The sequence below is a fragment of the Pseudomonas rhodesiae genome (assembly GCF_007858255.1).
Lineage (GTDB): Bacteria > Pseudomonadota > Gammaproteobacteria > Pseudomonadales > Pseudomonadaceae > Aquipseudomonas > Aquipseudomonas rhodesiae.
This window is the reverse complement of record NZ_VFEU01000046.1, coordinates 1-20,614: the sequence shown is the minus strand read 5'-3', so window position 1 is coordinate 20,614 and position 20,614 is coordinate 1. Positions and strand designations below refer to the sequence as shown.

Below are 20,614 nucleotides of genomic sequence, written 5' to 3'. Positions count from 1 at the left end.
TCGTAGCCATAGCGCAGGGTGCCCCAGCCCTGGTGTTCGGCGGTGAGGCGGTTTTGGCGGTCATACTCGTAGGCCAACGCCCAGTGGCCGTCGTCGACGCTGAGGAGATTGCCCTGGCGGTCGTAGGCGTAATCGACGTTGTTGCCGTCGGGCAGGGTTTTTCGTACGAGGCGTCCGGCGTGGTCGCGTTCGTAACGAGTGACGAGCTGACTGCCGTCGTCGCCGTGTTCGGTTTTTTCCTGCAGGTTGCCGTTGAGGTCGTAAACGTAAGCGGTGCGCTGCCCATCAAACCCGACTTCCTGTTGGATCAGCCCGTTGGGGTGATAGTTGAGTCGGTAGGTCTCGCCGACCTCGTTTTCGATTTCGGTGAGCAGTAATCGGGCGTTGTCATAGCGGTACTGGACCTGAGTGCCATCGGCATTCAGGCGACGGCTGATCAGGTGCAGGCCGTCAGCGTAGTCGTAGCGGGTGACGTGGCCGAGTTCGTCGCGTTCGGCGGTGATTTTTCCGTAGGGGTTGTAGCTGTATTCGCGGGTGGCACCGCCTGGCAGGGTCAGACGAGTCAGCCGATCCACAGCGTCCCACTGATACTGGGTCAGCGCGCCATGTTCATCTTCGCGCGCCACCTCGCGGCCCAGGTCGTCGTAGCGATAGCGCCTGATGCCACCATTGGGCAACTGCTCCTCAACCAGTTGCCCGCGCTCATTCCACATCAAGCGATGGCAGCTGTGATCCGGGTACCAAACCCCGGTCAGTTGCCCATGTTTGTTGTAGCTGTAGTCGGTAACGTGACCGTCGGGATCGATGCTACGGGTGATATCGCCCTGGTCATTGCGCTCGTATTTCCAGACCGCTTCACCCCGGCGCACCACGCGTACGAAACCGTGGTCATGCTCGTAGGTAGTGGGCTCATCTTCGCCGGGAAACAGCGCCACCAGCCGTCCGGCTTCGTCGTACTGATACGCCGTCACCGCCCCCAGCGGGTCTTGTTCGACCGTCAACCGCCCTTGGGCATCGTAGGATTTGAAGTACTGCGCGCCATCGGGATCGATGCGTTGCACCAATCGCGCACGGTCGTCGTGGACATAGATTTCCTGGCTGCCATCGGCGTTGTGCACCGTGACCTGGCCGTCATCGCCCCACACATAGCGCGTGTCCATCTGCGAGAAGCTGGCCCAGTGCCGCACACAGCGTGCCGCTTTGCCGGAGCGTTCCCACGCCCAGAAGAAACTCGCCCCACCGGCCAGGCCGCGTTCCACAATGACGTGCTGCTCGTCGTAGCGATACACCTCGCTCTCGCCTACGGCATTGGTCGCTGAGACCAGTCGGCCCAGGTCGTCATAGGCGTAGGAAACGACGTTTTGCTCAGTCGTCCAGACATACGGACCACGGCCTTCGGCGCGCTGAATCTGATAATCCACCGCGACAATGCGCCCGCTCCCATAGCGCAGAAACAACGAGCGACCCACCCCGTTATCCACCCGCTCGATACGTCCGAGCACATCGCGGAAAATTCGCAGGCGGTTGTCATACGCATCGCTGATCGCTGTCAGCACACCGTCGCGAAAGTAGTAGAACCGCGATGCCTGGGCCAGCACCAGCTCATCCGGCGAAGCGCCCAGATAGATCGCCGCTTCGGCCAGGCTATTGGTGATTGCCGGCCTCGCAACGGTGGGCATTGGAAACGAGATAGAGCGATTTTCATGGTCGGTCCACACCACCGAATCGCCTGAAACCAGCAGCCGCTGCGCCAGCCCATGGCTCCAGCCAACCCCTAGCCCTACATCGACTTCCACCGCACTGGTGCGATACAGGCGCGTCCACTCGAACGGCAACACCCCATCCAGCGTGCCATCAGTCAGGGTCAGCAATTCCTCGCCGGTGACCATCGACACGGGGCAGCCGTTAGTGATGGTTTTATCCGCAGAAGCCGCCGCTTCGCCGTTCGGGTTTTTCCCCGAAACAGGCACGTCATCCACAGGCTCCTGCCGCACCAACACCGTCTGCTGCGTCTTGTTGCGCGCCGCTGTGACCGGGTTGGAAACCCATTGATCCCCAGCCTTCAACGGCCCCACCGGGATCGTATTGATCGCCGTGGTCTGGCGACTGAGCAACACCGGCTTGGCCGCCTCGGCATGCTCCTCGACGCGCACCTTGCCAAACTGCTCGGCCAAATGTTCCAACCACTGGCGCGCGCGCCGCGACTTGATCCTACCCAGCACCTGCGCGCCCAAGCGAACCGCCACGCCCATGCCCGCTGTGGCCCAGATCAGCAACAGGTTGATCAGCACCTCGCCAGTGACTTCTCCGAGCAGTTCATTCATATACGGCGGTGGCAGCAGGCGCATCCAACTGACCATCGCCGCCAGGTAAATGAACAACAACGGCTCATCGCTGAGCATCAGCAAGCCCGTCGCAATAGCGTCGGCACCGAGCGCCAGCAACTGGTCAAACTCCGCCTGGGACAGATACCGCAGCCATTGCTCGGCATGGGCCACCGGGTCCGACAGCCACTGGAACAGTTGCTTGAGGTTGTCCCACAGCGAGTACAGCGCTTCGCCGAATCCGCGCGCGTAGGCGGCGTGGAGCGAGAGGTAGCGCTTAAGGAAGTTCGCCTCGGAGTAGCCCTGCCACAGCGGTTCGAAAGTGTCGGACCATTCGCTGCGCAGCCACGCCTCCAGCGGCGTGATGACCGCCTGATAAGAGGCGTACAGCGCCTTGAAATGCGCGGCGGATACATTGGGGTAGAAGTGGATGCGGTAGCGCTGGTTGCGTTCGCATTCCTTGAGTTCAAGAATGCCGCTGGGCCCGATGGTTTTATGGATCGGCTCGCCCAGCAGCGTGCCGTCTGCATCGATGCGCTGGAGTATCACCGGTGTATCGCCGATGGGTACGAACCGTGAACTCTGGAACCGATGCACCAAGGTCAAGGTGCCATCGGCCCGGCAGGTCGCGACGGCGCTGCTGGGGAACAGCGAGCGGTTGATCGGCGCGACCCGCTCCGCTTCATCTCCGGCCTTGAACACCTGCTCGATATTCAGCGCCGAAAAACTGAGGACACTCTCGGCCCAGGCGTCGTAACTATTGAGGCATCCGCGAAAATCCCTGAGTACCGACTCAACGTCGCGGGTCTTTGCATCCAAGGCGGCGAGTACCAGAAAGCCAATGGTCTGGCTGGTCGCGCCAATCATGAGGTTGCCCTATCAATCGGGGCCATAACGAAAAAAAACATCTGCAATCCTTCGCACTGTGTGATCAGGCGAGCGACTTTGCAGAGGTTTGTGGGGCAGGGGAGTAGAGCTTATCCGGCGCTTGCGTGGGATGTTTCGGCAGCGGTCACATCCGGTCGTAACGGGCGAGCCTACCGAACCCACGAACCCTGGTTAGACTTACCTGTCGAAACGTGCAACTCACGGCCCGCCATCACTCAAGGACTCTTCATGTATTCAAGCCGCCTGATCCTCTGCCTTTTGCCCTTGCTGGTACTGGCGGGTTGCTCCACCGCCCGTGGCCCGCAGCAACCGGAACGCAGCGAAGCCGAGGTCAAGGCGCAGATCGTGCGGTTGCTGCCACCCAAGGTTACGGACCGCAATGGCTGGGCCCAGGATATCTACACGGCCTTTGATACCCAGAAGATTTACCCGAGCACCGAAAATATCTGCGCGGTGCTGGCGGTGACCGAGCAGGAGTCCACCTTCCAGGTCGACCCGCCGGTGCCCAATATGGGCAAAATCGCCCAGGATGAAATCCTGCGCCGTGCCGGCAAGGTGCATGTGCCGGCCTTTGTGGTGCGCAGCGCATTGCAACTGAATTCGCCCACCGGCAAGACCTACGCCGAACGTCTGAGCGCCGCGCGTACGGAAAAAGACTTGAGCGGTATTTTCGATGACTTCATCAGCATGGTGCCGTTGGGCAAAACGCTGTTCGGCGGGTTCAACCCGGTGCACACCGCCGGGCCGATGCAGGTGAGCATCGACTTTGCACAGAAACAAGCGCGGGGTTATCCCTACACCGTGGACGGATCAATCCGGCGCGAAGTGTTCACCCGCCGTGGCGGCATGTACTTCGGCATCGCCCATTTGCTCGGCTATCCGGTGAACTACGATCAACCGCTGTATCGCTTCGCTGACTTCAACGCCGGTTGGTATGCCAGCCGCAATGCGGCGTTCCAGGCGGCGGTCAGTCGGGCTTCGGGGGGCGAGCTGGCGCTGGATGGGGACTTGATTCGCTACGGCTCGCTACTGCCCGGTACCACGGAGCTGGCGGTGCGTTCGTTGGGCGCGAAGCTGGACATGCGCAACCCCAGCATCCGCAGCCAGCTGGAGCAGGGCGAGCGCTTGGATTTCGAAGAAACCACCCTTTACCAACGTGTGTTCGCCCTCGCCGACAAGGCTGCCGGCAAACCCCTGCCACGGGCGATTCTGCCGGGGATTGTGCTCAAGAGCCCGAAGATCACCCGTAACCTGACCACGGCATGGTTTGCCAAGCGCGTGGATGAGCGTTATCAGCGTTGTATGAAGCGCTGAGGGCCCCGTGCGAGATTTGTATGGCTGATGGCGATGGCTTCCAATGAGGTGTTTGCAATGCCTCAAGCTGCCAGACAATGAAGATCAAAGGTGGGAGGGGGGCAAGCCCCCCTCCGATAGTTGAGCGATGCTGCTGTTTTTTATCAGTTGCGTTCCAGGGCCAGGGCTACGCCTTGGCCACCGCCGATGCACAAGGTCGCCAGGCCTTTTTTGGCATCGCGCTTGATCATTTCGTGCAGCAGGGTCACCAGCACGCGGCAACCCGAGGCGCCAATCGGGTGGCCGATGGCGATAGCGCCGCCATTGACGTTGACCTTGTCAGCATCCCACTCCAGCTCTTTGCCCACCGCCAGGGATTGCGCGGCGAAGGCTTCGTTGGCTTCGATCAGGTCCAGATCGCCCAGGCTCCAACCGGCTTTGTCCAGGCAGCGACGGGTGGCCGATACCGGGCCGATGCCCATGATGGCCGGGTCCACGCCTGCGTTAGCGTAACTGGCAATGCGGGCTAGCACTGGCAGACCGAGGGCTTTCGCCTTATCGGAACTCATCAGCATTACTGCAGCGGCGCCGTCATTGAGGCTGGAGGCGTTGCCGGCGGTGACGCTGCCGTCTTTCTTGAAGGCCGGCTTGAGCTTGGCCAGGGACTCGGCAGTGGTGCCGGCGCGCGGTTGCTCATCCACGGCGAAGGCGATTGGGTCGCCCTTGCGCTGGGGGATCAGGATCGGGGTGATCTCATCGACAAACCGCCCAGCCTCGATGGCTGCCGCAGCCTTCTGCTGAGAAGCGGCGGCAAAGGCGTCCTGGGCTTCGCGGCTGATGCCATATTTGTCCACCAGGTTCTCAGCAGTGATGCCCATGTGGTAGTCGTTGAACGCATCCCACAGGCCGTCGGTGATCATGCTGTCGATCATCTTGGCGTGGCCCATGCGCAAACCAGTGCGCGCGGCAGGCAGTACGTAGGGGGCCAGGCTCATGTTCTCCATGCCGCCGGCGATGATGACGTCGGCGTCGCCGCAGCGGATGGCCTGGGCACCGAGGTGCAGGGCTTTGAGGCCCGAGCCGCAGACCTTGTTCAGGGTCAGGCTCGGCACCGCGTGGGGCAGGCCGGCGAGGATTGAGGCCTGGCGCGCGGGGTTCTGGCCGGAGCCTGCGGTGAGTACTTGGCCGAGGATCACTTCATCGACTTGGGCCGGGTCCAGGCCGGTCTGCTCCAACAGGCGACGGATTACGGCGGCGCCCAGTTCCGGAGCCGGGATGCTGGCCAGCGAACCTTGAAAGCTGCCCACGGCGGTGCGGGTGGCAGCAACAATCACGACGTCTTGCATGGAATCTGTCCTCACTGGAAATGCATTTCTGGAACGTGGTCCGGGACGATCAGTTTACCGGCGGTCTTGCTCACAATCTCTTCAACGCTGACGCCAGGTGCGCGTTCCTTGAGGACAAAAGCGCCATTTTCGATTTCCAGGTACGCCAGGTCCGTAAGTACGCGTTTGATGCAGTGCGCGCCGGTCAGCGGCAGGCTGCAGCGATCAAGCAACTTGGACTCTCCGTCTTTGGAGGCGTGGGTCATGATCACGATGATGTTTTCCGCACCGGCCACCAGGTCCATGGCGCCGCCCATGCCCTTGACCAGTTTGCCGGGGATCATCCACGAAGCGATGTTGCCCTGCACATCGACTTCAAATGCGCCGAGCACGGTGAGGTCGACGTGACCGCCGCGAATCATCGCGAAGGACTCGGCAGAGGAGAAAATCGACGCACCGATGCGTGCGGTCACCGTCTGTTTACCGGCGTTGATCATGTCGGCATCGATGGTGTCTTCGGTAGGAAACGGGCCCATACCGAGCAGGCCGTTTTCCGATTGCAGCATCACTTCCATGCCGTCGGGGATGTAGTTGGCCACCAGGGTCGGAATGCCGATGCCGAGGTTGACGTAAAAGCCGTCCTGCATTTCGCGGGCGACGCGTTGAGCCATTTGTTCGCGGGTAAGAGCCATTTTGTGTGTCCTTATTGTTCGGGCTGGAGGCGGATTATTTGCGGACGGTGCGCTGTTCGATGCGCTTCTCGAAAGTGCCGCAGATGATCCGATCGACGTAGATGCCAGGGGTGTGGATCTGCGCCGGGTCCAGCTCGCCCGGTTCGACGATTTCTTCGACTTCGACCACGGTGATCTTGCCGGCGGTGGCGGCCAGCGGGTTGAAGTTCTGAGCGGTGTGGCGGTAGATCACGTTACCGAAGTGGTCGGCTTTCCAGCCTTTGACGATGGCGAAGTCGCCGGTGATGGACTCCTCCATCAGGTAAGGACGACCGTTGAACTCGCGGGTTTCTTTGCCTTCGGCCACTGGGGTACCGACACCGGTTGCGGTAAAGAAAGCCGGGATACCGGCACCGCCCGCGCGCATTTTTTCGGCGAGGGTGCCTTGGGGCGTCAGCACCACTTCGATTTCGCCGCTGAGCAATTGCTTCTCGAACAGCGCGTTCTCACCCACGTACGACGCGATCACTTTGCGGATCTGTTTTTCTTCCAGCAGCACGCCCAGGCCAAAACCGTCGACGCCGCAGTTGTTGGAGACCACGGTCAGCTCACGGGTGCCTTTGCGCTTGATTTCGGCGATGAGGTTTTCCGGGATGCCGCACAGGCCGAAGCCGCCGGCGAGTACGGTCATGCCGTCCTCCAGGCCTGCCAATGCCTCTTCGTAGGACGCCACGCGTTTATCGAAACCTGCCATATGCACCTCTTTTATTGTTTGTGGGCCAGCCAATGGACCGAGTGTTGCGCCGATGGATTGATTTGTTAAGTTGTTTTTTAAGGTTGATTGATTTAGAAAACAGCATAGTTGATCCGTCTCTCGGAGTACTTTCATGACCGTGAAACAGCTGCGTGCCTTCCTCGCCGTGGCCCAGAGCCTGAGTTTCGCCGCCGCCTGCGAGCGTCTGCACTTGTCCCAGTCGGCGCTGAGCCTGACCATCAAGGGCCTGGAAGAGGGCCTGGGCGGGCGGTTGTTCAGCCGCAATACGCGTAATGTGGCGCTGACCCCGGAAGGCGAATCGTTGCTGCCCCTGGCCCGCCGACTGATGGCCGATTGGGACAACGCCGAGGATGAGCTGCGCCAGCGCTTCACGTTGCAGCGCGGGCGCGTCACGGTGGCGGCGATGCCGTCGTTCGCGGGCAACTTGTTGCCGCCGATCTTGAAGATATTCCGCGCGCGTTACCCCCAGGTGAACGTGACGGTGCACGACTTGATCAACGAACAGGTCTTGGAGATGGTGCGCGATCGCCAGGTGGAGCTGGGTGTGGCCTTCGAACCGTCTGAAGGCTCGTCGCTGGCCTTTACCCCGTTGTATCTGGATCGCTTCATCGCGGTCGTGTCGGGTGATTCACCCTTGGCGCAGTGCGACGAGATCGGCTGGGAGACTTTATTGGAACACCCCTTTATCACCTTGCAACGACCTTCCACGGTTAGGGTGATGCTGGAGGAGCATTTGGGTGCGCTACGGATGAAACTGCCGGTTGCTCTGGAAAGCCATCAATTGGCGACTGTGGGCAAAATGGTAGCCAGTGGCTTGGGCGTCAGCGCCGTGCCGGCATTGTGTGCCAGACAAATGGAGGAGGCGGGCGCGCATTGTATTACCTTGCGTGATCCGGTGATCGAGCGGCCGATTGGTGTGCTGACCAAGCCGGGGCATGAGTTGTCGGCGGCGGCGCAAGCCTTGTTCGATATTTTTCGCGATGAGGCGGGCAAGGGCCGGTTTCCAACATTTTGACCCGCAGCACAAACAAGTGTGGGAGATGGTTTGCCTGTTATAACGGTTTAACAGTCAACACTGTCGTTGAGCGTTAAATAGCTATCGCAGGCAAGCCAGCTCCCACATTGAACACGTTGATTCTAGTAGTAGCGATCAATCACTTTTACTTGCGAGCTGTCTTTGAAAGACTCCCAAGCGTTGTTAAGTGTGTCGAATACTTGTTCGATAAAGTTGCGATCGGCAGCGGCCTTCTTGCCGACATAACCCTGGCCGCGGCGGTACATCTTCAGGCGCGCCGCCAACTCACGGTTATTACGGTCGAACTCGGCTTCTTCAGTGTGGGGCGCCAGGCAGTCGATCTTGACTTCGCCCGATTTGCCAATCCACAGGATATGGTCGTCGAGTGTGTCTTTCTGCGCTGCGAACATCTCAGCCAATTCATCGATAGTTGGTTGGTTGTTCAGATTCATGTGTAAGCCCCTTGACCAGTTGGCGATCTATCAGTTGGTTCCGTTAAAACTGCTTAGTTGTCTCCGGCTTCAATAACCGGGCGTTAGTAACTGGCTGCCGAATACGGGCAGGGTCTTGAACCTGATGCTTGTAGTCTTACTGATGAACTGCTACGCAATGCTTTCATAACGAAGACAAGGAGCATTCGAGCTTCTTGTACCGTGCTCTTACGAGTCGGTCAGCTTCATCAATCTGCCTTGTGGGCAGTGCACATCCGGAAAAAACAGCTCGGCGGTCAGACGAGCTCTTTCAAAACGCGTGTTACCAACGCTCCCGATCCGGGAGACGCCTTGATCATGCAAGGACAAAAAGGTTACGTCAACGGTTATGTAGTGATTATTTTTTATCACTACATAATTCGTCGTGGGCACGGGGAGATACGGCAGAGGCGTGACTTAAGCGTCATTTTTTGCGCTGGACGGTCGCTACGGTGGAGGAGGGGGCTATTGCAGGCGGTCTGCCAGCAAGGGCAGCAGCTGTTCGCACGAGGTTTCGATCTTTACCTGCAACAGCTCGTCGCCCCGGGTCTTACCCAGGTTGATGGCGATCACCGGTTTGCCTTGCTCGACCATCGCCTTGCACAAGCGAAATGCCGAATACGCCATCAGCGAAGAGCCCACCACCAGCAACCCCTCGGACTGTTCCACTGCCGCCATTGCCTTGGCGGCAGTGGACGGGGCGACGTTCTCACCGAAAAACACCACGTCGGGTTTCAATCGTTCACCCTGGCAATATGGACACCGCGGCACCTCAAAGCGCGCTTCAAAGGCCGGGTCGAGCAGCGTGTCTCCGTCAGGCGCCTGCACGGCATCAACGCCCGTCAGGTAGGGGTTCTGGGTTTCCATCAGCTGTTGGATCGCATCGCGCTGGCTGCGCTGCTGGCAGTCCAGGCACAGCACGCGGTGCAGGCTACCGTGCAGTTCGATCACACCTTGGCTGCCGGCCTGATCATGTAGGGTGTCGACGTTTTGTGTGATCAGCCCGGTGATGTGCTGGCGTTGTTGCAAGATGGCCAACGCTCGGTGCGCTGCATTCGGTTGTGCGACGCGTACGCGCGGCCAGCCCAGCATGGCGCGCGCCCAGTAACGTCGCCGCGCCTGCGGGGTGGCCAGGAATTCCTGGTACATCATTGGCGCCTTGCCTCGGCGCACGCCTTCGCTGTCCCGGTAGTCCGGAATGCCCGAGGACGTGCTGATGCCTGCACCGGTCAATACCAGAAAACGCCGATCAGTCATGGCCCGGTACAGGGTGTCGAGGTGGTCTTGCTGATGCGCCAGGGAATCGAGCATGGTTTCTCCTATTCGCCGCGGATGTACTGCTCCAGCTGCTTGATCAGGTCAGCCTGCTCGGCAATCGCCTCCTTGACCAAGTCACCGATGGACAGGAGGCCCAGCAGTTTGCCGTCTTCAACCACGGGCAGGTGGCGCAAGTGACTGTCGGTCATGATGTTCATGCATTCTTCGACGCGTTTATGGGTGTCCACGGTGATCACCGGCGCGCTCATCACCTCGTGCACCTTGGTGGTCAGCGATGACCGGCCCTTAAGCATGATTTTGCGCGCGTAGTCACGCTCGCTGATGATGCCCACCACTTGGTTGTCTCGGACGACCGGCAATGCCCCCACGTTTTTTTCCGACATCCGCATCAGGGCTTCAAATACAGTGTGATCCCATTGGATGGTGTGGACGTCCTGGTTTTTCTGGTCTTTGGCTTTGAGCAACTGTGCAACGGTCTTCATGGCGGCCACTCCGGTGTTGTTGTAGGAAATCAGTGGAACCCCTACAGAATCCTAGACAGCCCGCGCCGTAGCAAGAACCAATGCGGCGTCAAACCTGTCGAAAAACGTCATTTACCGGTTTTTTTTGGTGTTTATCCGGTATTTACCGGTTTTTTTGCCCGTTTAGGGCTCACTGTCGTCTTGCGAGGGGCTGCCTTGCGCTTCTTTTTCCACGGTGCGGCCCCTCGTCCTGCCGGGCTCGCGGGGCCGGTGATGGTCATGCGCATGCCATTGCAACGCGCCACCTGTTTGCTCATCCAGGCTGCCTGTTTGGCGACGAATTCCTCCAGACTCATTTCACCGCTTTGCACCATGTCCAGCGCCTGCTCCCAGATGGCAGTGGTGCCGGGATCGGCGATGGCGCGGGGCACCGCGTCGATCAGGCTGAATGCCGCCGGTGTGGCGGCCAGCGCCTTGCCATTCTTGCTCAGATAACCGCGGTCGAGCAGCCCCTGGATAATGCCCGCGCGGGTGGCTTCGGTGCCGATGCCGGTGGTGTCCTTGAGCTTTTGCTTAAGCAACGGGTCTTCCACCAGTTTGGCCACGTTTTTCATCGCCTTGATCAGGTCGCCTTCGGTAAAGGGTTTGGGTGGCTGGGTCCACAGGTCCTTGAGCGTGACCTTGGCTACTGCGTAATCCTGGCCCTGCACCAGCGCCGGTAGGGCCTGGGGCGCTGGCGCTTCGCGGCCCTTGGTGGGGGCGAGTGCTTCGGGCAGGGCGCGCTTCCAGCCCGGCTCGATCACCACTTTGCCCACCGCGCGCAGGGCAAAACCGGCGCAATCGAAATCCGCCTGAGTGCGATCGTATTCGTGGTTGGGCAGGAACTGCGCCAGGTAGCGCGCGCGAATCAAGGTGTACACCGCGCGGTGCTTGCCGCTGAGCTGGCCCACGTCCTTGCCGGCCCCGGTAGGAATGATGCCGTGGTGGGCGCTGACTTTGGCATCGTTCCACGCCCGCGAGCGCCGCTGGGGATCGATATGCGGCATCAGCTCACTGACCGCCGGGTCGGCACGGCCCAGCGCGGCGAGAATCTTCGCTGCCTCGCTGTGCTGGCTCAGCGGCAAGTAGCCGCAATCGCTGCGCGGGTAGGTGATGACCTTGTGGCTTTCGTAGAGGGATTGGGCGATATCCAGGGTTTCCTGAGCGCCCAGGCCGAGTTTCTTCGAGCAGATTTCCTGCAGGGTGCCGAGGTCGAAGGGCAGGGGCGCGACGTCGCGCATGCGTTCGGTGCGCAGCTTCACCAGGCGTGCGCTGGCGGCGTTATCCATGGCAGCGGCAGCGGTCTGCGCCAGCTGCGGGTTGAGGCAGCGACCCTGGTCATCACAGGCATCTTCCGTGGCGCGCCATTGAGCGGTGAAGGTCATGTGCGCGTGGCGCAGGTCGACATCGATGGCCCAGTACGCCACCGGGACGAAATCGGCGATGCTGCGGTCGCGGTCCACCACCAGACGCAAAGTGGGCGTTTGCACCCGGCCCACCGGTAATACGCCCTGATAACCGGATTGACGCCCCAGCAAGGTAAATAGGCGGCTCATGTTCATGCCGATCAGCCAGTCGGCGCGGGAGCGGCCCAGGGCCGAGTGGTACAGGCTGAAGGTGTCGGCGCCGGGCTTGAGCGCGGCCAGGGCCTTGCGAATCGAGGCGTCGTCCAGCGCCGACAGCCACAATCGCTGGATCGGCCCCCGGTAGCGGCAATGTTCCACCAACTCGCGGGCGATCATCTCACCCTCGCGGTCGGCGTCGGTGGCGATCACCAGTTCCTGGGCTTCCCCCAGCAGGCGCTTGACCGCTTTGAACTGGCTGGCGGTCTTGGGTTTGACCAGCATCTTCCATTTGTCCGGCACGATCGGCAGATCGGCCAGCACCCAACGCTTGTACTTGGCGTCGTAGGCATCGGGCGGGGCGGTTTCCAGCAGGTGCCCAATGCACCAGGTGACGGTGACCCCATTGCCCAGCCAACACCCATCGCCACGACGACCGGCACCGAGCACCGCCGCAATATCCTTGGCCTGGGAGGGTTTTTCACAAAGGTACAGCCGCATGGTCATCACATCAGATCGGGTTGATGCTTTGCAGGATGCTCAGTCGGATGGATTTGAGCAACCATTATCTGTATGGATGTACAGCTAGGGGTTTCAAGCGGCAAGCTGCAAGCGGCAAGAAAGAGCCGAGTGGCTTTTACTTGCAGCTTGAAGCTTGCCGCTTGCAGCTTATTCAGTTGCTATCGATATCCACATGCCGCGTTTCCTTGAGGCAGAACAACCCGACAATCAGGCTCACCCCCGTCACCATCACCGGGTACCACAAGCCGTAGAAGATATCGCCCGTATACACCACCAGCGCAAACGATACGGTCGGCAGGAACCCGCCGAACCAGCCGTTACCGATGTGGTAGGGCAGGGACATCGAGGTGTAGCGGATACGCGTCGGGAACAGTTCCACCATCAGCGCCGCCAGCGGGCCGTAGCACATGGCGGCGATCAGGATCAGCACCACGATTAACACCACCACCATGACCTTGTTGACCTGCGCCACATCCGCCGAAGACGGGTAACCGGCCAGGGTCACGGCACCGCGCAACGCCGCTTCGTCAAAACCGTCGATCTTGACTTCGCCGACGCTCACCTGAACGGGGCTGCCGGCCGGCGCAGCAGCGCTGGTGTAGGGCAGGCCTTGCTTGACCAGGAAGGTTTTGACCTTGTCGCATGGGCTGTCAAACCGCGCTTTGCCCACCGGGTCGAATTGGAAGGTGCAGGTGGCCGGATCGGCCAGCACGGTGATCGGCGCCTGGTGGCTGGCCTGATCCATCGCCGGGTTGGTGTAGTGCGCCAGGCCCTTGAAGATCGGGAAGTACAGGGCGGTGGCCAGCAGCAGGCCGAGCATCAGCACCGGTTTGCGTCCGATCTTGTCCGACAGCCAGCCGAACAGGATAAAGAACGGCGCGCCAATCACCACACTGATAATCAGCAGCATATTGGCCAGGGCCGGGTCCATCCGCAGGAATTGAGTGAGGAAGAACAACACGTAGAATTGCGCCGCATAGAAGGTCACCGCTTGCCCGCCGTTGATGCTGAACAGCGCGATCAGCACCACCTTGAGGTTTTCCCACTTACCGAACGACTCACGGATCGGCGCCTTGCTGGCCTTGCCTTCTTCTTTCATTTTCAAGAAGGCCGGCGACTCGTGCAGGCTCATGCGGATCCAGGTGGAAATGCCCAGCAGCACGATGGAAAACAGGAACGGGATGCGCCAGCCCCACACTTCGAACTGGTCGCCGGTGAAGTAGCGGCACGCCAGCACTACCAGCAGCGAGAGCAGCAGGCCGATGGTGGCGGTGGACTGGATCCAACTGGTGTGGAACCCGCGTTTGCCGACCGGCGCATGCTCGGCGACGTAAGTGGCGGCGCCGCCGTATTCACCGCCCAGGGCCAGGCCCTGCAACATGCGCAGCACGATCAGGATGATCGGCGCGGCGATGCCGATGCTGGCGTAGGTCGGCAACAGACCGACGCAGAAGGTCGCTACGCCCATCAGGATGATGGTCACCAGGAAGGTGTACTTGCGCCCGATCATGTCGCCCAGACGGCCGAACACCAGCGCGCCGAACGGCCGCACCACAAAGCCGGCCGCGAAGGCCATCAAGGCAAAGATAAAGGCCGTGGTGTCGTTGACCCCGGCAAAGAACTGCTTGCTGATCACCGCCGCGAGGGCGCCGTAGAGGAAAAAGTCATACCACTCGAACACCGTCCCCAAGGACGAAGCGAAGATGACTTTCTTGGAATCGTTGCTGGTGCTCGTGTCTATCGCCGAGCCCAGGGTTTGAGCATGTTCTGACATCGGGTAACCCTCACAGTGATTATTTATTGTTGTTCCACTGTCGGCGCCGGGTGCGGCGCCGCTATTCAGATTGCGTGAACCAGTTCTTTCTCCGGTGCGAGGCTCCTTGTGTGCGGCGAAAGGATCAGCTGCGCGGCTTTTTCCGCGATCATCAGCGTGGGTGAACAGGTATTGCCGGACGTAATGCGCGGCATGATCGAGGCGTCGGCGATGCGCAGGCCGGGCACTCCGTGCACGCGTAACTGGGCGTCGACCACTGCGTCCTTGTCGTGGCCCATGCGGCAGGTGCCTACCGGATGGAAAATCGTCGTGCCGATGCGTGCGGCGGCTTCGTGCAGTTGTGCTTCGGTTTGCAGCGAATCGCCCGGCAAATACTCCACCGGCTTGAACTGGCTCAAGGCCGGCGCTGCTACGATGCGCCGGGTCAGGCGGATGGCATCGGCGGCTATGCGCAGGTCTTCGGGGTGGCTGAGGTAGTTGGGCTGGATCAGCGGCGCATCCGCCGGGTTGGCCGAACGGATATCGACCCGGCCACGGCTCTGCGGGCGCAGATCGCAAACCGAGGCGGTGAACGCCGGGAAGCCATGCAACGGCTCGCCGAAACGCTCCAGGGACAGCGGCTGCACATGGTATTCGAGGTTGGCCGAGGCCTGCTCCGGCCCCGAGCGGGCAAATGCGCCGAGCTGGCTGGGTGCCATCGACAATGGGCCGCTGCGGTCGTACAGGTAGCGCAGGCCCATGCCCATCTTGCCCCATAGGGTGCCGGCGATCTGGTTGAGGGTGCGTGCGTTTTCCAGCTTGTAGATCAGACGTAGTTGCAAGTGATCCTGCAGGTTGCCGCCCACGCCGGGCAGTTCGTGCAGCACGTTGATACCGAGGGGTTTGAGCACGTTGGACGGGCCGATCCCCGAGCGTTGCAGGATGCCTGGGGAACCCACGGAACCGGCGCACAGGATGATTTCCTTGCGCGCTTTCCAACTCAGGGACTGACCGAGCCTGCGCCCGACCACTTCGCACGCTCGCCCGTTTTCCAGCAGCACACGGTCGACTTCCACTTCGGTGAGCACGGTGAGGTTGGTGCGCTGGCGGACCGGTTTGAGAAACGCCTTGGCCGCGTTCCAGCGCACGCCGGCCTTCTGATTGACCTGAAAGTAGCCGCAGCCTTCGTTATCGCCCTGATTGAAATCGCTGACCTTGGCGATGCCGCTTTGCGCCGCCGCTTCGCGGAAGGCATCCAGGATCGGCCACGACAGCCGTTGCTGCTCGACGCGCCACTCGCCGCTGTCATTGTGGAATTCCGAGCCGCCGGCAAAGTGGTTCTCGCTGTGCTTGAACAGCGGCAACACGTCGTTCCACGCCCAGCCGGCGTTGCCTTCGGCGGCCCAGCCATCGTAGTCACGGGCCTGGCCGCGCATGTAGATCATGCCGTTGATGGAGGAGCAACCGCCCAGCACTTTACCCCGTGGGTAACTCAACGCGCGGCCTTGCAGGCCAGGCTGGGCTTCGGTTTTGAAGCACCAGTCGGTGCGCGGGTTGCCGATGCAGAACAGGTAACCGACGGGGATGTGGATCCAGGGGTAGTTGTCGCGGCCGCCGGCTTCTAGCAGCAGCACGCGGTGGGCGGGGTTGGCGGACAGTCGATTGGCCAGCAGGCAACCTGCGGGGCCGGCGCCTACTACTACGTAATCGTATTCAGCAGCTGCATTGGGCATCTGAGGTCTCGCTTGTTTTTCTTATTGGCCCCATCCTAGTTGTTAGTTTTCGTCTTAAAAATGTTAGTTTTTACCCAGCTGCTGTGCGTTTTTGAACAGTGCTTCAGCGGCCCACGCATTGGAGGCGGCATGTTCGATTGGAATGACTTGCGGTTTTTTCTTGAGTTGCAACGCAGCGGTCGTTTGCTCACCGCCGCGCAGCGCCTGAAAACCACCCACGCCACGGTGGCGCGGCATATCGAGGCCATCGAAAAGAGCCTGGGCACCGCGCTATTCGTGCAGCATGCCCACGGTTACGAGCTGACCCCCTCTGGCGAGGCCCTGCTCAAACATGCCGAAGCCATGGAAAACGTGGCGCTGCTGGCCGAAGACGAACTCACCCACACCGCCGCGCCGCTGGGCAAGATCCGCCTCGGTGTGGCCGAAGGTCTGGGGGTGATGTTTCTGGCCGGACGCATGGGCGGCCTGTTCGAACGTTATCCGGGGCTGGAAGTGGAACTGGTGGCCGTGCCGCGCTTCGTCAGCATCCTTAACCGCGAAGCGGAAATCAGCATCCACCTCGAACGCCCCAGCGTCGACCAACTCGTCACCCGCAAACTCACGGACTACCGCCTCTCCCTTTACGCCAGCCGCGCCTACCTGGATCGCAACCCGCCGATTGAAAAACGTGAAGATCTCGCGGCCCATGCCTGGATTGATTATGTCGACGACCTGCTGTTCAGCCAGGAGCTGAAATTCCTCAGCAGTTTCTGTCGCAACCCTAAAGTGGTGTTCCACAGCACCAGCGTCATTGCTCAACACCAGGCGGCGCGCTCGGGGTTGGGGATTGCGGTATTGCCCTGCTTCATGGCCGCCAGCGACCCGGACCTAGTGGCATTGCTGCCGGGGGAGGGCATCCAGCGCAGCTACTGGATCAGCTCGCGTCGGGAGTTGCATAAGTCCGTGCGGCTGCGGGTGTTGTGGGATTACGTGGTGGAGCTGTGTGCGCGGGAGCAAAAGCTGTTGCTTGGCGAGTCCGGCTGATGCCTTCACCCAGCAGTGTCTAGAGAGAGGGCCGCTCCGCGCCCCAGCGTGGGCGGTGCGAAGATTCGACAAGCCCGCTCACCACAAAAGCTCACTGACCACAGCAGGGTTAAAGAAACCAGCGGTACTCACGCACACTTATCTCTTGTTGAAAGGCCAGATGATCCTGGCGTTTGTTTTCGCAATACACATCGACAAATTCCGCACCCAGCTTCTCGCGCACGCTGGGATGCTGCTGCATGGTGCGTACGGCGTCGAGCATGTCCAGGGGGAAGTCGGTGCCGCTGGTGCGGTCCTCGTTCAAGGGCGCGATGGGCTCGCGCTGGGTGTCGAGGCCATGTTCCAGGCCGGCGAGGATCGCCGCGAGCACCAGGTATGGGTTGGCATCGGCGCTGGCCAGGCGGTGTTCGATGCGCAGGTTGCGCGGGTCTGATTCGGGAATGCGCACGCACGCATCGCGGTCTTCGAAGCCCCAGCAGGCGCGGGTGGCGGCGTTGACAGTGCCGCCCAGGCGGCGGAAGGCATTGTGGTTGGGCGAGAAGATCGGCATGCAGTGAGGCAGCAACTCCAGGCACCCAGCCACGGCATGGCGCAGCGGTTGCTGCTGACGCGCCGCCAGCAAATTATTGCCCGCGCCGTCATACAGGCTGACATGCACATGCATGCCGCTGCCAGGATGTTCCAGGTACGGCTTGGCCATGAAGCTGGCGCGATAGCCATGCTTGAGCGCCACGCCACGGGTGCTGCGGCAGAACAGCGCGGCCCAGTCGGCGGCGCGCAGGCCGTCGTCGAGGTGGCCGAAATTGATCTCGAACTGGCCGGGGCCGAGTTCAGCGGTAATCACCGTGATGTCGATGCCCTGGTCCTTGGCGGTCTGGGCCATATCGTCCAGGACTTCCGAGAAGCGCGACAGCCGTTCGATATGCAGGGTGGGCTGGTCGTCGGCGTCGTCGCTCAGTGGGTCGCGGGCAAATTGCGGCAGGCCGTGGTCGAGGGTTTTGTCGAACAGATAGAACTCCAATTCGAACGCCACCACCGGGTGGATGCCTTTGTGGTGCAGGCGCTGCAGCACCTTGGCCAGCACTTCGCGGGGTTCGAATTCAATGGGGGCTTCGGTGCCATCGGAGGTGATCAGCATCTGGCCCAGAGGCTGCGATTCCCAACTCACCGGCTTGAGCGTGCCGGGTACCAGGCGTCGGTTAGCGTCCGGGTCGCCGTCGTGGAAGCAGTAGTCGCCGATCTTGAACAACCCGCCCTGCGTCCCCAGCAACACGGCATTCTGCGGCAGTTTCAAGGGGCTGCCGGCGGCGACTTTTTCGAGCATCTCGATCGGGTAGCGCTTGCCGTAGAAATGCCCGGGAATGTCCAGGGCGATCAGGTCGACATAACGCACATCCGGGTGGTGCTGGCGAAAGGTCCGTACTTCGGCCAGCAGCGTGGAAGATTGGCTTTTCACGGGTGATGCTCCTAGTTGTAAACCCAGAGTACGCGGGCGGGCAGGTCGGTCAGGTTGGCGTAGCGGCAACGGGCAAAGCTGGGCAGGTGAAAGCTGTCGCCGGGGCCGAGGGTCACCACGTCGTTTTCACCGTCCACCCACAGCGTCAATTCGCCTTCCAGCACAAAACCGGCCTGTTCGGCGCGGTCGCTCATGCTCTGCTCACCGCTGTTGGCGCCCGGGGCAAGCAGGCTATCGAGCATCGAGAACGCGCCGTTCATGCTGGGGGAGACCAGGATGTCGGTGATGCCATTGGCGTAGTACACCGTGCGCCGCTCGTTGGGCCGGGTTACCCAATCAATCGCCTTGGGCTTGGGCTGGCTGTAGAAGTAGGTGGTAGGCACATCGAGGGCGTGGCTGATGGCGGTCAAGTCCGCCACCGTCGGGCGCGACAAACCACGCTCGACCTGGGAGAGGAAGCCTACCGAGCGCTCGATCTTCTGTGCCAACTGGGCCAGGGTGAGCTTCTTGTGCTTGCGCAGGTCATGGATCAGGGCGGCGAGGGTGGCGAGTTCGTCTTGTGGCGTCATGAAATTTATTTCTTAAAATTTCATGAAAAATTACACGATTAATTTCATGTGGGCAATGGGCAGGTCGGGCAGGTGTGCCTTTCCTTTGCTAAGGCCCGCTGAATGATTCCGCCCCGCTGCGGTCGGAACCTGGGTACGCATCATTCATTGAAGGAGCACCTATGCAGTCCAAAACCCTAGCCGCTTGCGTGTTGGTAGCCGCCAGCCTGTCCACCGTCAGCTTCGTGGCCCAGGCCGGTGATACGCCCCAGGAAACCGTGCAGCCTTCTACGATCAACACCCGTGACTTGAAAGAGGGCGATCGTGCCCCGGACATCCTGATGCGCAAAGAATCCGCCGTCACCGACTGGAAAAAACGCGGCCTCAAGCAGCCTGAAGAAGACAGCCAATGGGCACGCGTCGGTGATCGTTTTGTGCTGCTAAAGACCACCAACGGCACGATTCTGGAGATCACGCCGGTCAAAAAATAACTCGCCGGCAGCGCCTGCTTTTTTGCAGAAACCTGGGTTATGGTAGCCGACCGCAATGGTCGCGTTACCTTCCAGGAAAGAGAGCAGGATGCTTGCCACAATCAAACATTACCCCCGCACCGTAAACCTGTTGCTGTGTGCCACCTTGCTGCTGACCTTGGCCAAGGCAATCACTTTTCCCTACCTGGTCATCTACCTCACCAGCCATTTCTCCCTGGATATCAGCCAGGTCGGCCTGGTGATCGGCAGTTCGCTGATTGTGGGCTCGTTGCTCAGTGTGTACGGCGGCTTCCTGGTCGATCGGGTCAACAGTTATCGCTTGCTGCTGGGCCTGAGTGTGGTGTTCGTGTTGGGGTTTATCGGCACGGTGCTGGCGCAGGATATCTGGACGTTCTATACCTGCCTGATTTTGATCAACCTGGCCTACGCGGTGATCGACATTGCGGTGAAAGCCGGGTTTGCCAGCCTGCTGCCCGAAGAGGCACGCAGCGAAGTGTTTTCCATCAAATACACCCTGACCAATATCGGCTATGCCGTGGGACCGTTTTTTGGCGCGATGGTGGCCAAGCTGGATATCAGCTTGCCGTTTATCCTGTCGGCCTTGTTGGGAGTGGGGTTCTTTCTGCTGTACGCACGTTGGGGTGACCGTGCCCTTACCACCGCCGAGGTTGCGCAGAAACCGGTGTCGTTCCTCGCGGTGGGCCGCGTGCTACTGCGCGACCGTCGACTGGTGTGCTTTACCCTCGGCGGTTTGCTCAGTGCCGTGGTATTCGGCCAGTTCACGGCCTACCTGTCGCAGTACCTGGTGACGACCACCACCGCGGAATACACCTACACCGTCATCAGCGCGGTGCTCACCACTAAGGAAACTCTGAAAAAGACTTTCTGATTTGGCAAAATACCGCGACCCCACCCACCGAGTTTCCCGATGAAGCAGATGACCTTCGCCGACGCCGAGTACGCTGGCAAGCGCAAGCAAACCCGCAA

General features: G+C 60.8%; 16 protein-coding genes and 1 pseudogene. 5 read left to right on the top strand and 12 right to left on the bottom strand.

Translation table 11 applies throughout. The features are described from left to right. The coding region (locus FIV35_RS28770; protein ID WP_146375112.1) for a DUF6531 domain-containing protein at positions 1-3,191 on the bottom strand (3,191 nt) is incomplete at its 3' end. 249 nt (positions 3,192-3,440) lie between these two features. Between FIV35_RS28770 and FIV35_RS28765 the strand changes: the two genes are divergently transcribed. Beyond that, the gene (locus tag FIV35_RS28765; protein ID WP_034137742.1) at positions 3,441-4,526 is read left to right on the top strand and encodes a DUF1615 domain-containing protein; all 1,086 of its coding nucleotides are present in this window, start codon (positions 3,441-3,443) and stop codon (positions 4,524-4,526) included. 143 nt (positions 4,527-4,669) lie between these two features. Here the strand turns inward: FIV35_RS28765 and FIV35_RS28760 are convergent, their stop codons facing one another. From FIV35_RS28760 to FIV35_RS28750, 3 genes are read right to left on the bottom strand one after another with little or no spacing between them, the layout of a single operon-like run. Next, positions 4,670-5,851 carry an acetyl-CoA C-acetyltransferase gene (locus FIV35_RS28760; protein WP_034137743.1) on the bottom strand — a complete coding sequence of 394 codons (1,182 nt, stop codon included), beginning with the start codon at positions 5,849-5,851 and terminating at the stop codon, positions 4,670-4,672. Positions 5,852-5,862: 11 nt separating this feature from the next. Then, entirely contained in the window at positions 5,863-6,522 is a 660-nt protein-coding gene (locus FIV35_RS28755; RefSeq protein WP_034097206.1) for a CoA transferase subunit B, read from the bottom strand. A gap of 34 nt (positions 6,523-6,556) precedes the next feature. Beyond that, positions 6,557-7,255, bottom strand: coding sequence for a CoA transferase subunit A (locus tag FIV35_RS28750; protein ID WP_034097208.1), 699 nt, complete (start codon positions 7,253-7,255; stop codon positions 6,557-6,559). A gap of 133 nt (positions 7,256-7,388) precedes the next feature. Here FIV35_RS28750 and FIV35_RS28745 point away from each other — a divergent pair, with 133 nt between their 5' ends. Continuing rightward, entirely contained in the window at positions 7,389-8,291 is a 903-nt protein-coding gene (locus FIV35_RS28745) for a LysR family transcriptional regulator (RefSeq protein ID WP_034137745.1), read from the top strand. A 122-nt stretch (positions 8,292-8,413) separates the two neighbouring features. On the opposite strand, the gene FIV35_RS28740 is transcribed toward FIV35_RS28745, so the two are convergent. From FIV35_RS28740 to FIV35_RS28715, 6 genes are all read right to left on the bottom strand, one after another. Continuing rightward, entirely contained in the window at positions 8,414-8,743 is a 330-nt protein-coding gene (locus FIV35_RS28740; protein ID WP_034097212.1) for a hypothetical protein, read from the bottom strand. A 483-nt stretch (positions 8,744-9,226) separates the two neighbouring features. Further along, positions 9,227-10,072 carry an NAD-dependent protein deacetylase gene (locus FIV35_RS28735; RefSeq protein WP_034137746.1) on the bottom strand — a complete coding sequence of 282 codons (846 nt, stop codon included), beginning with the start codon at positions 10,070-10,072 and terminating at the stop codon, positions 9,227-9,229. A gap of 8 nt (positions 10,073-10,080) precedes the next feature. Continuing rightward, a complete protein-coding gene (locus FIV35_RS28730; RefSeq protein WP_034137747.1) occupies positions 10,081-10,521 on the bottom strand; it encodes a CBS domain-containing protein in 441 nt (146 codons plus the stop codon). A 131-nt stretch (positions 10,522-10,652) separates the two neighbouring features. Continuing rightward, positions 10,653-12,602 (bottom strand): DNA topoisomerase III, encoded by a 1,950-nt coding sequence (locus tag FIV35_RS28725; protein WP_034137853.1) that lies wholly within the window; start codon positions 12,600-12,602, stop codon positions 10,653-10,655. Between the two features lie 172 nt (positions 12,603-12,774). Further along, complete coding sequence (locus FIV35_RS28720) at positions 12,775-14,397, bottom strand: MFS transporter (protein WP_034137748.1); 1,623 nt, start codon at positions 14,395-14,397, stop codon at positions 12,775-12,777. A gap of 65 nt (positions 14,398-14,462) precedes the next feature. Then, entirely contained in the window at positions 14,463-16,109 is a 1,647-nt protein-coding gene (locus FIV35_RS28715) for a GMC family oxidoreductase (RefSeq protein WP_034137749.1), read from the bottom strand. A 129-nt stretch (positions 16,110-16,238) separates the two neighbouring features. On the opposite strand from FIV35_RS28715, the gene FIV35_RS28710 reads away from it, so the two are divergent. Continuing rightward, the gene (locus tag FIV35_RS28710; protein WP_034137750.1) at positions 16,239-17,132 is read left to right on the top strand and encodes a LysR family transcriptional regulator; all 894 of its coding nucleotides are present in this window, start codon (positions 16,239-16,241) and stop codon (positions 17,130-17,132) included. A gap of 109 nt (positions 17,133-17,241) precedes the next feature. On the opposite strand, the gene FIV35_RS28705 is transcribed toward FIV35_RS28710, so the two are convergent. Beyond that, positions 17,242-18,588 carry a glutamine synthetase family protein gene (locus FIV35_RS28705; RefSeq protein WP_034137751.1) on the bottom strand — a complete coding sequence of 449 codons (1,347 nt, stop codon included), beginning with the start codon at positions 18,586-18,588 and terminating at the stop codon, positions 17,242-17,244. A gap of 11 nt (positions 18,589-18,599) precedes the next feature. Further along, on the bottom strand, positions 18,600-19,157 hold the full coding sequence (locus FIV35_RS28700; RefSeq protein WP_034137752.1) for a helix-turn-helix domain-containing protein: 558 nt from the start codon (positions 19,155-19,157) through the stop codon (positions 18,600-18,602). Between the two features lie 161 nt (positions 19,158-19,318). Between FIV35_RS28700 and FIV35_RS28695 the strand changes: the two genes are divergently transcribed. After that, positions 19,319-19,627 carry an RcnB family protein gene (locus FIV35_RS28695; protein WP_034097230.1) on the top strand — a complete coding sequence of 103 codons (309 nt, stop codon included), beginning with the start codon at positions 19,319-19,321 and terminating at the stop codon, positions 19,625-19,627. Positions 19,628-19,715: 88 nt separating this feature from the next. Next, a pseudogene (locus FIV35_RS28690) lies at positions 19,716-20,501 on the top strand (MFS transporter); the annotation flags it as partial. Positions 20,502-20,614: the final 113 nt, after the last annotated feature.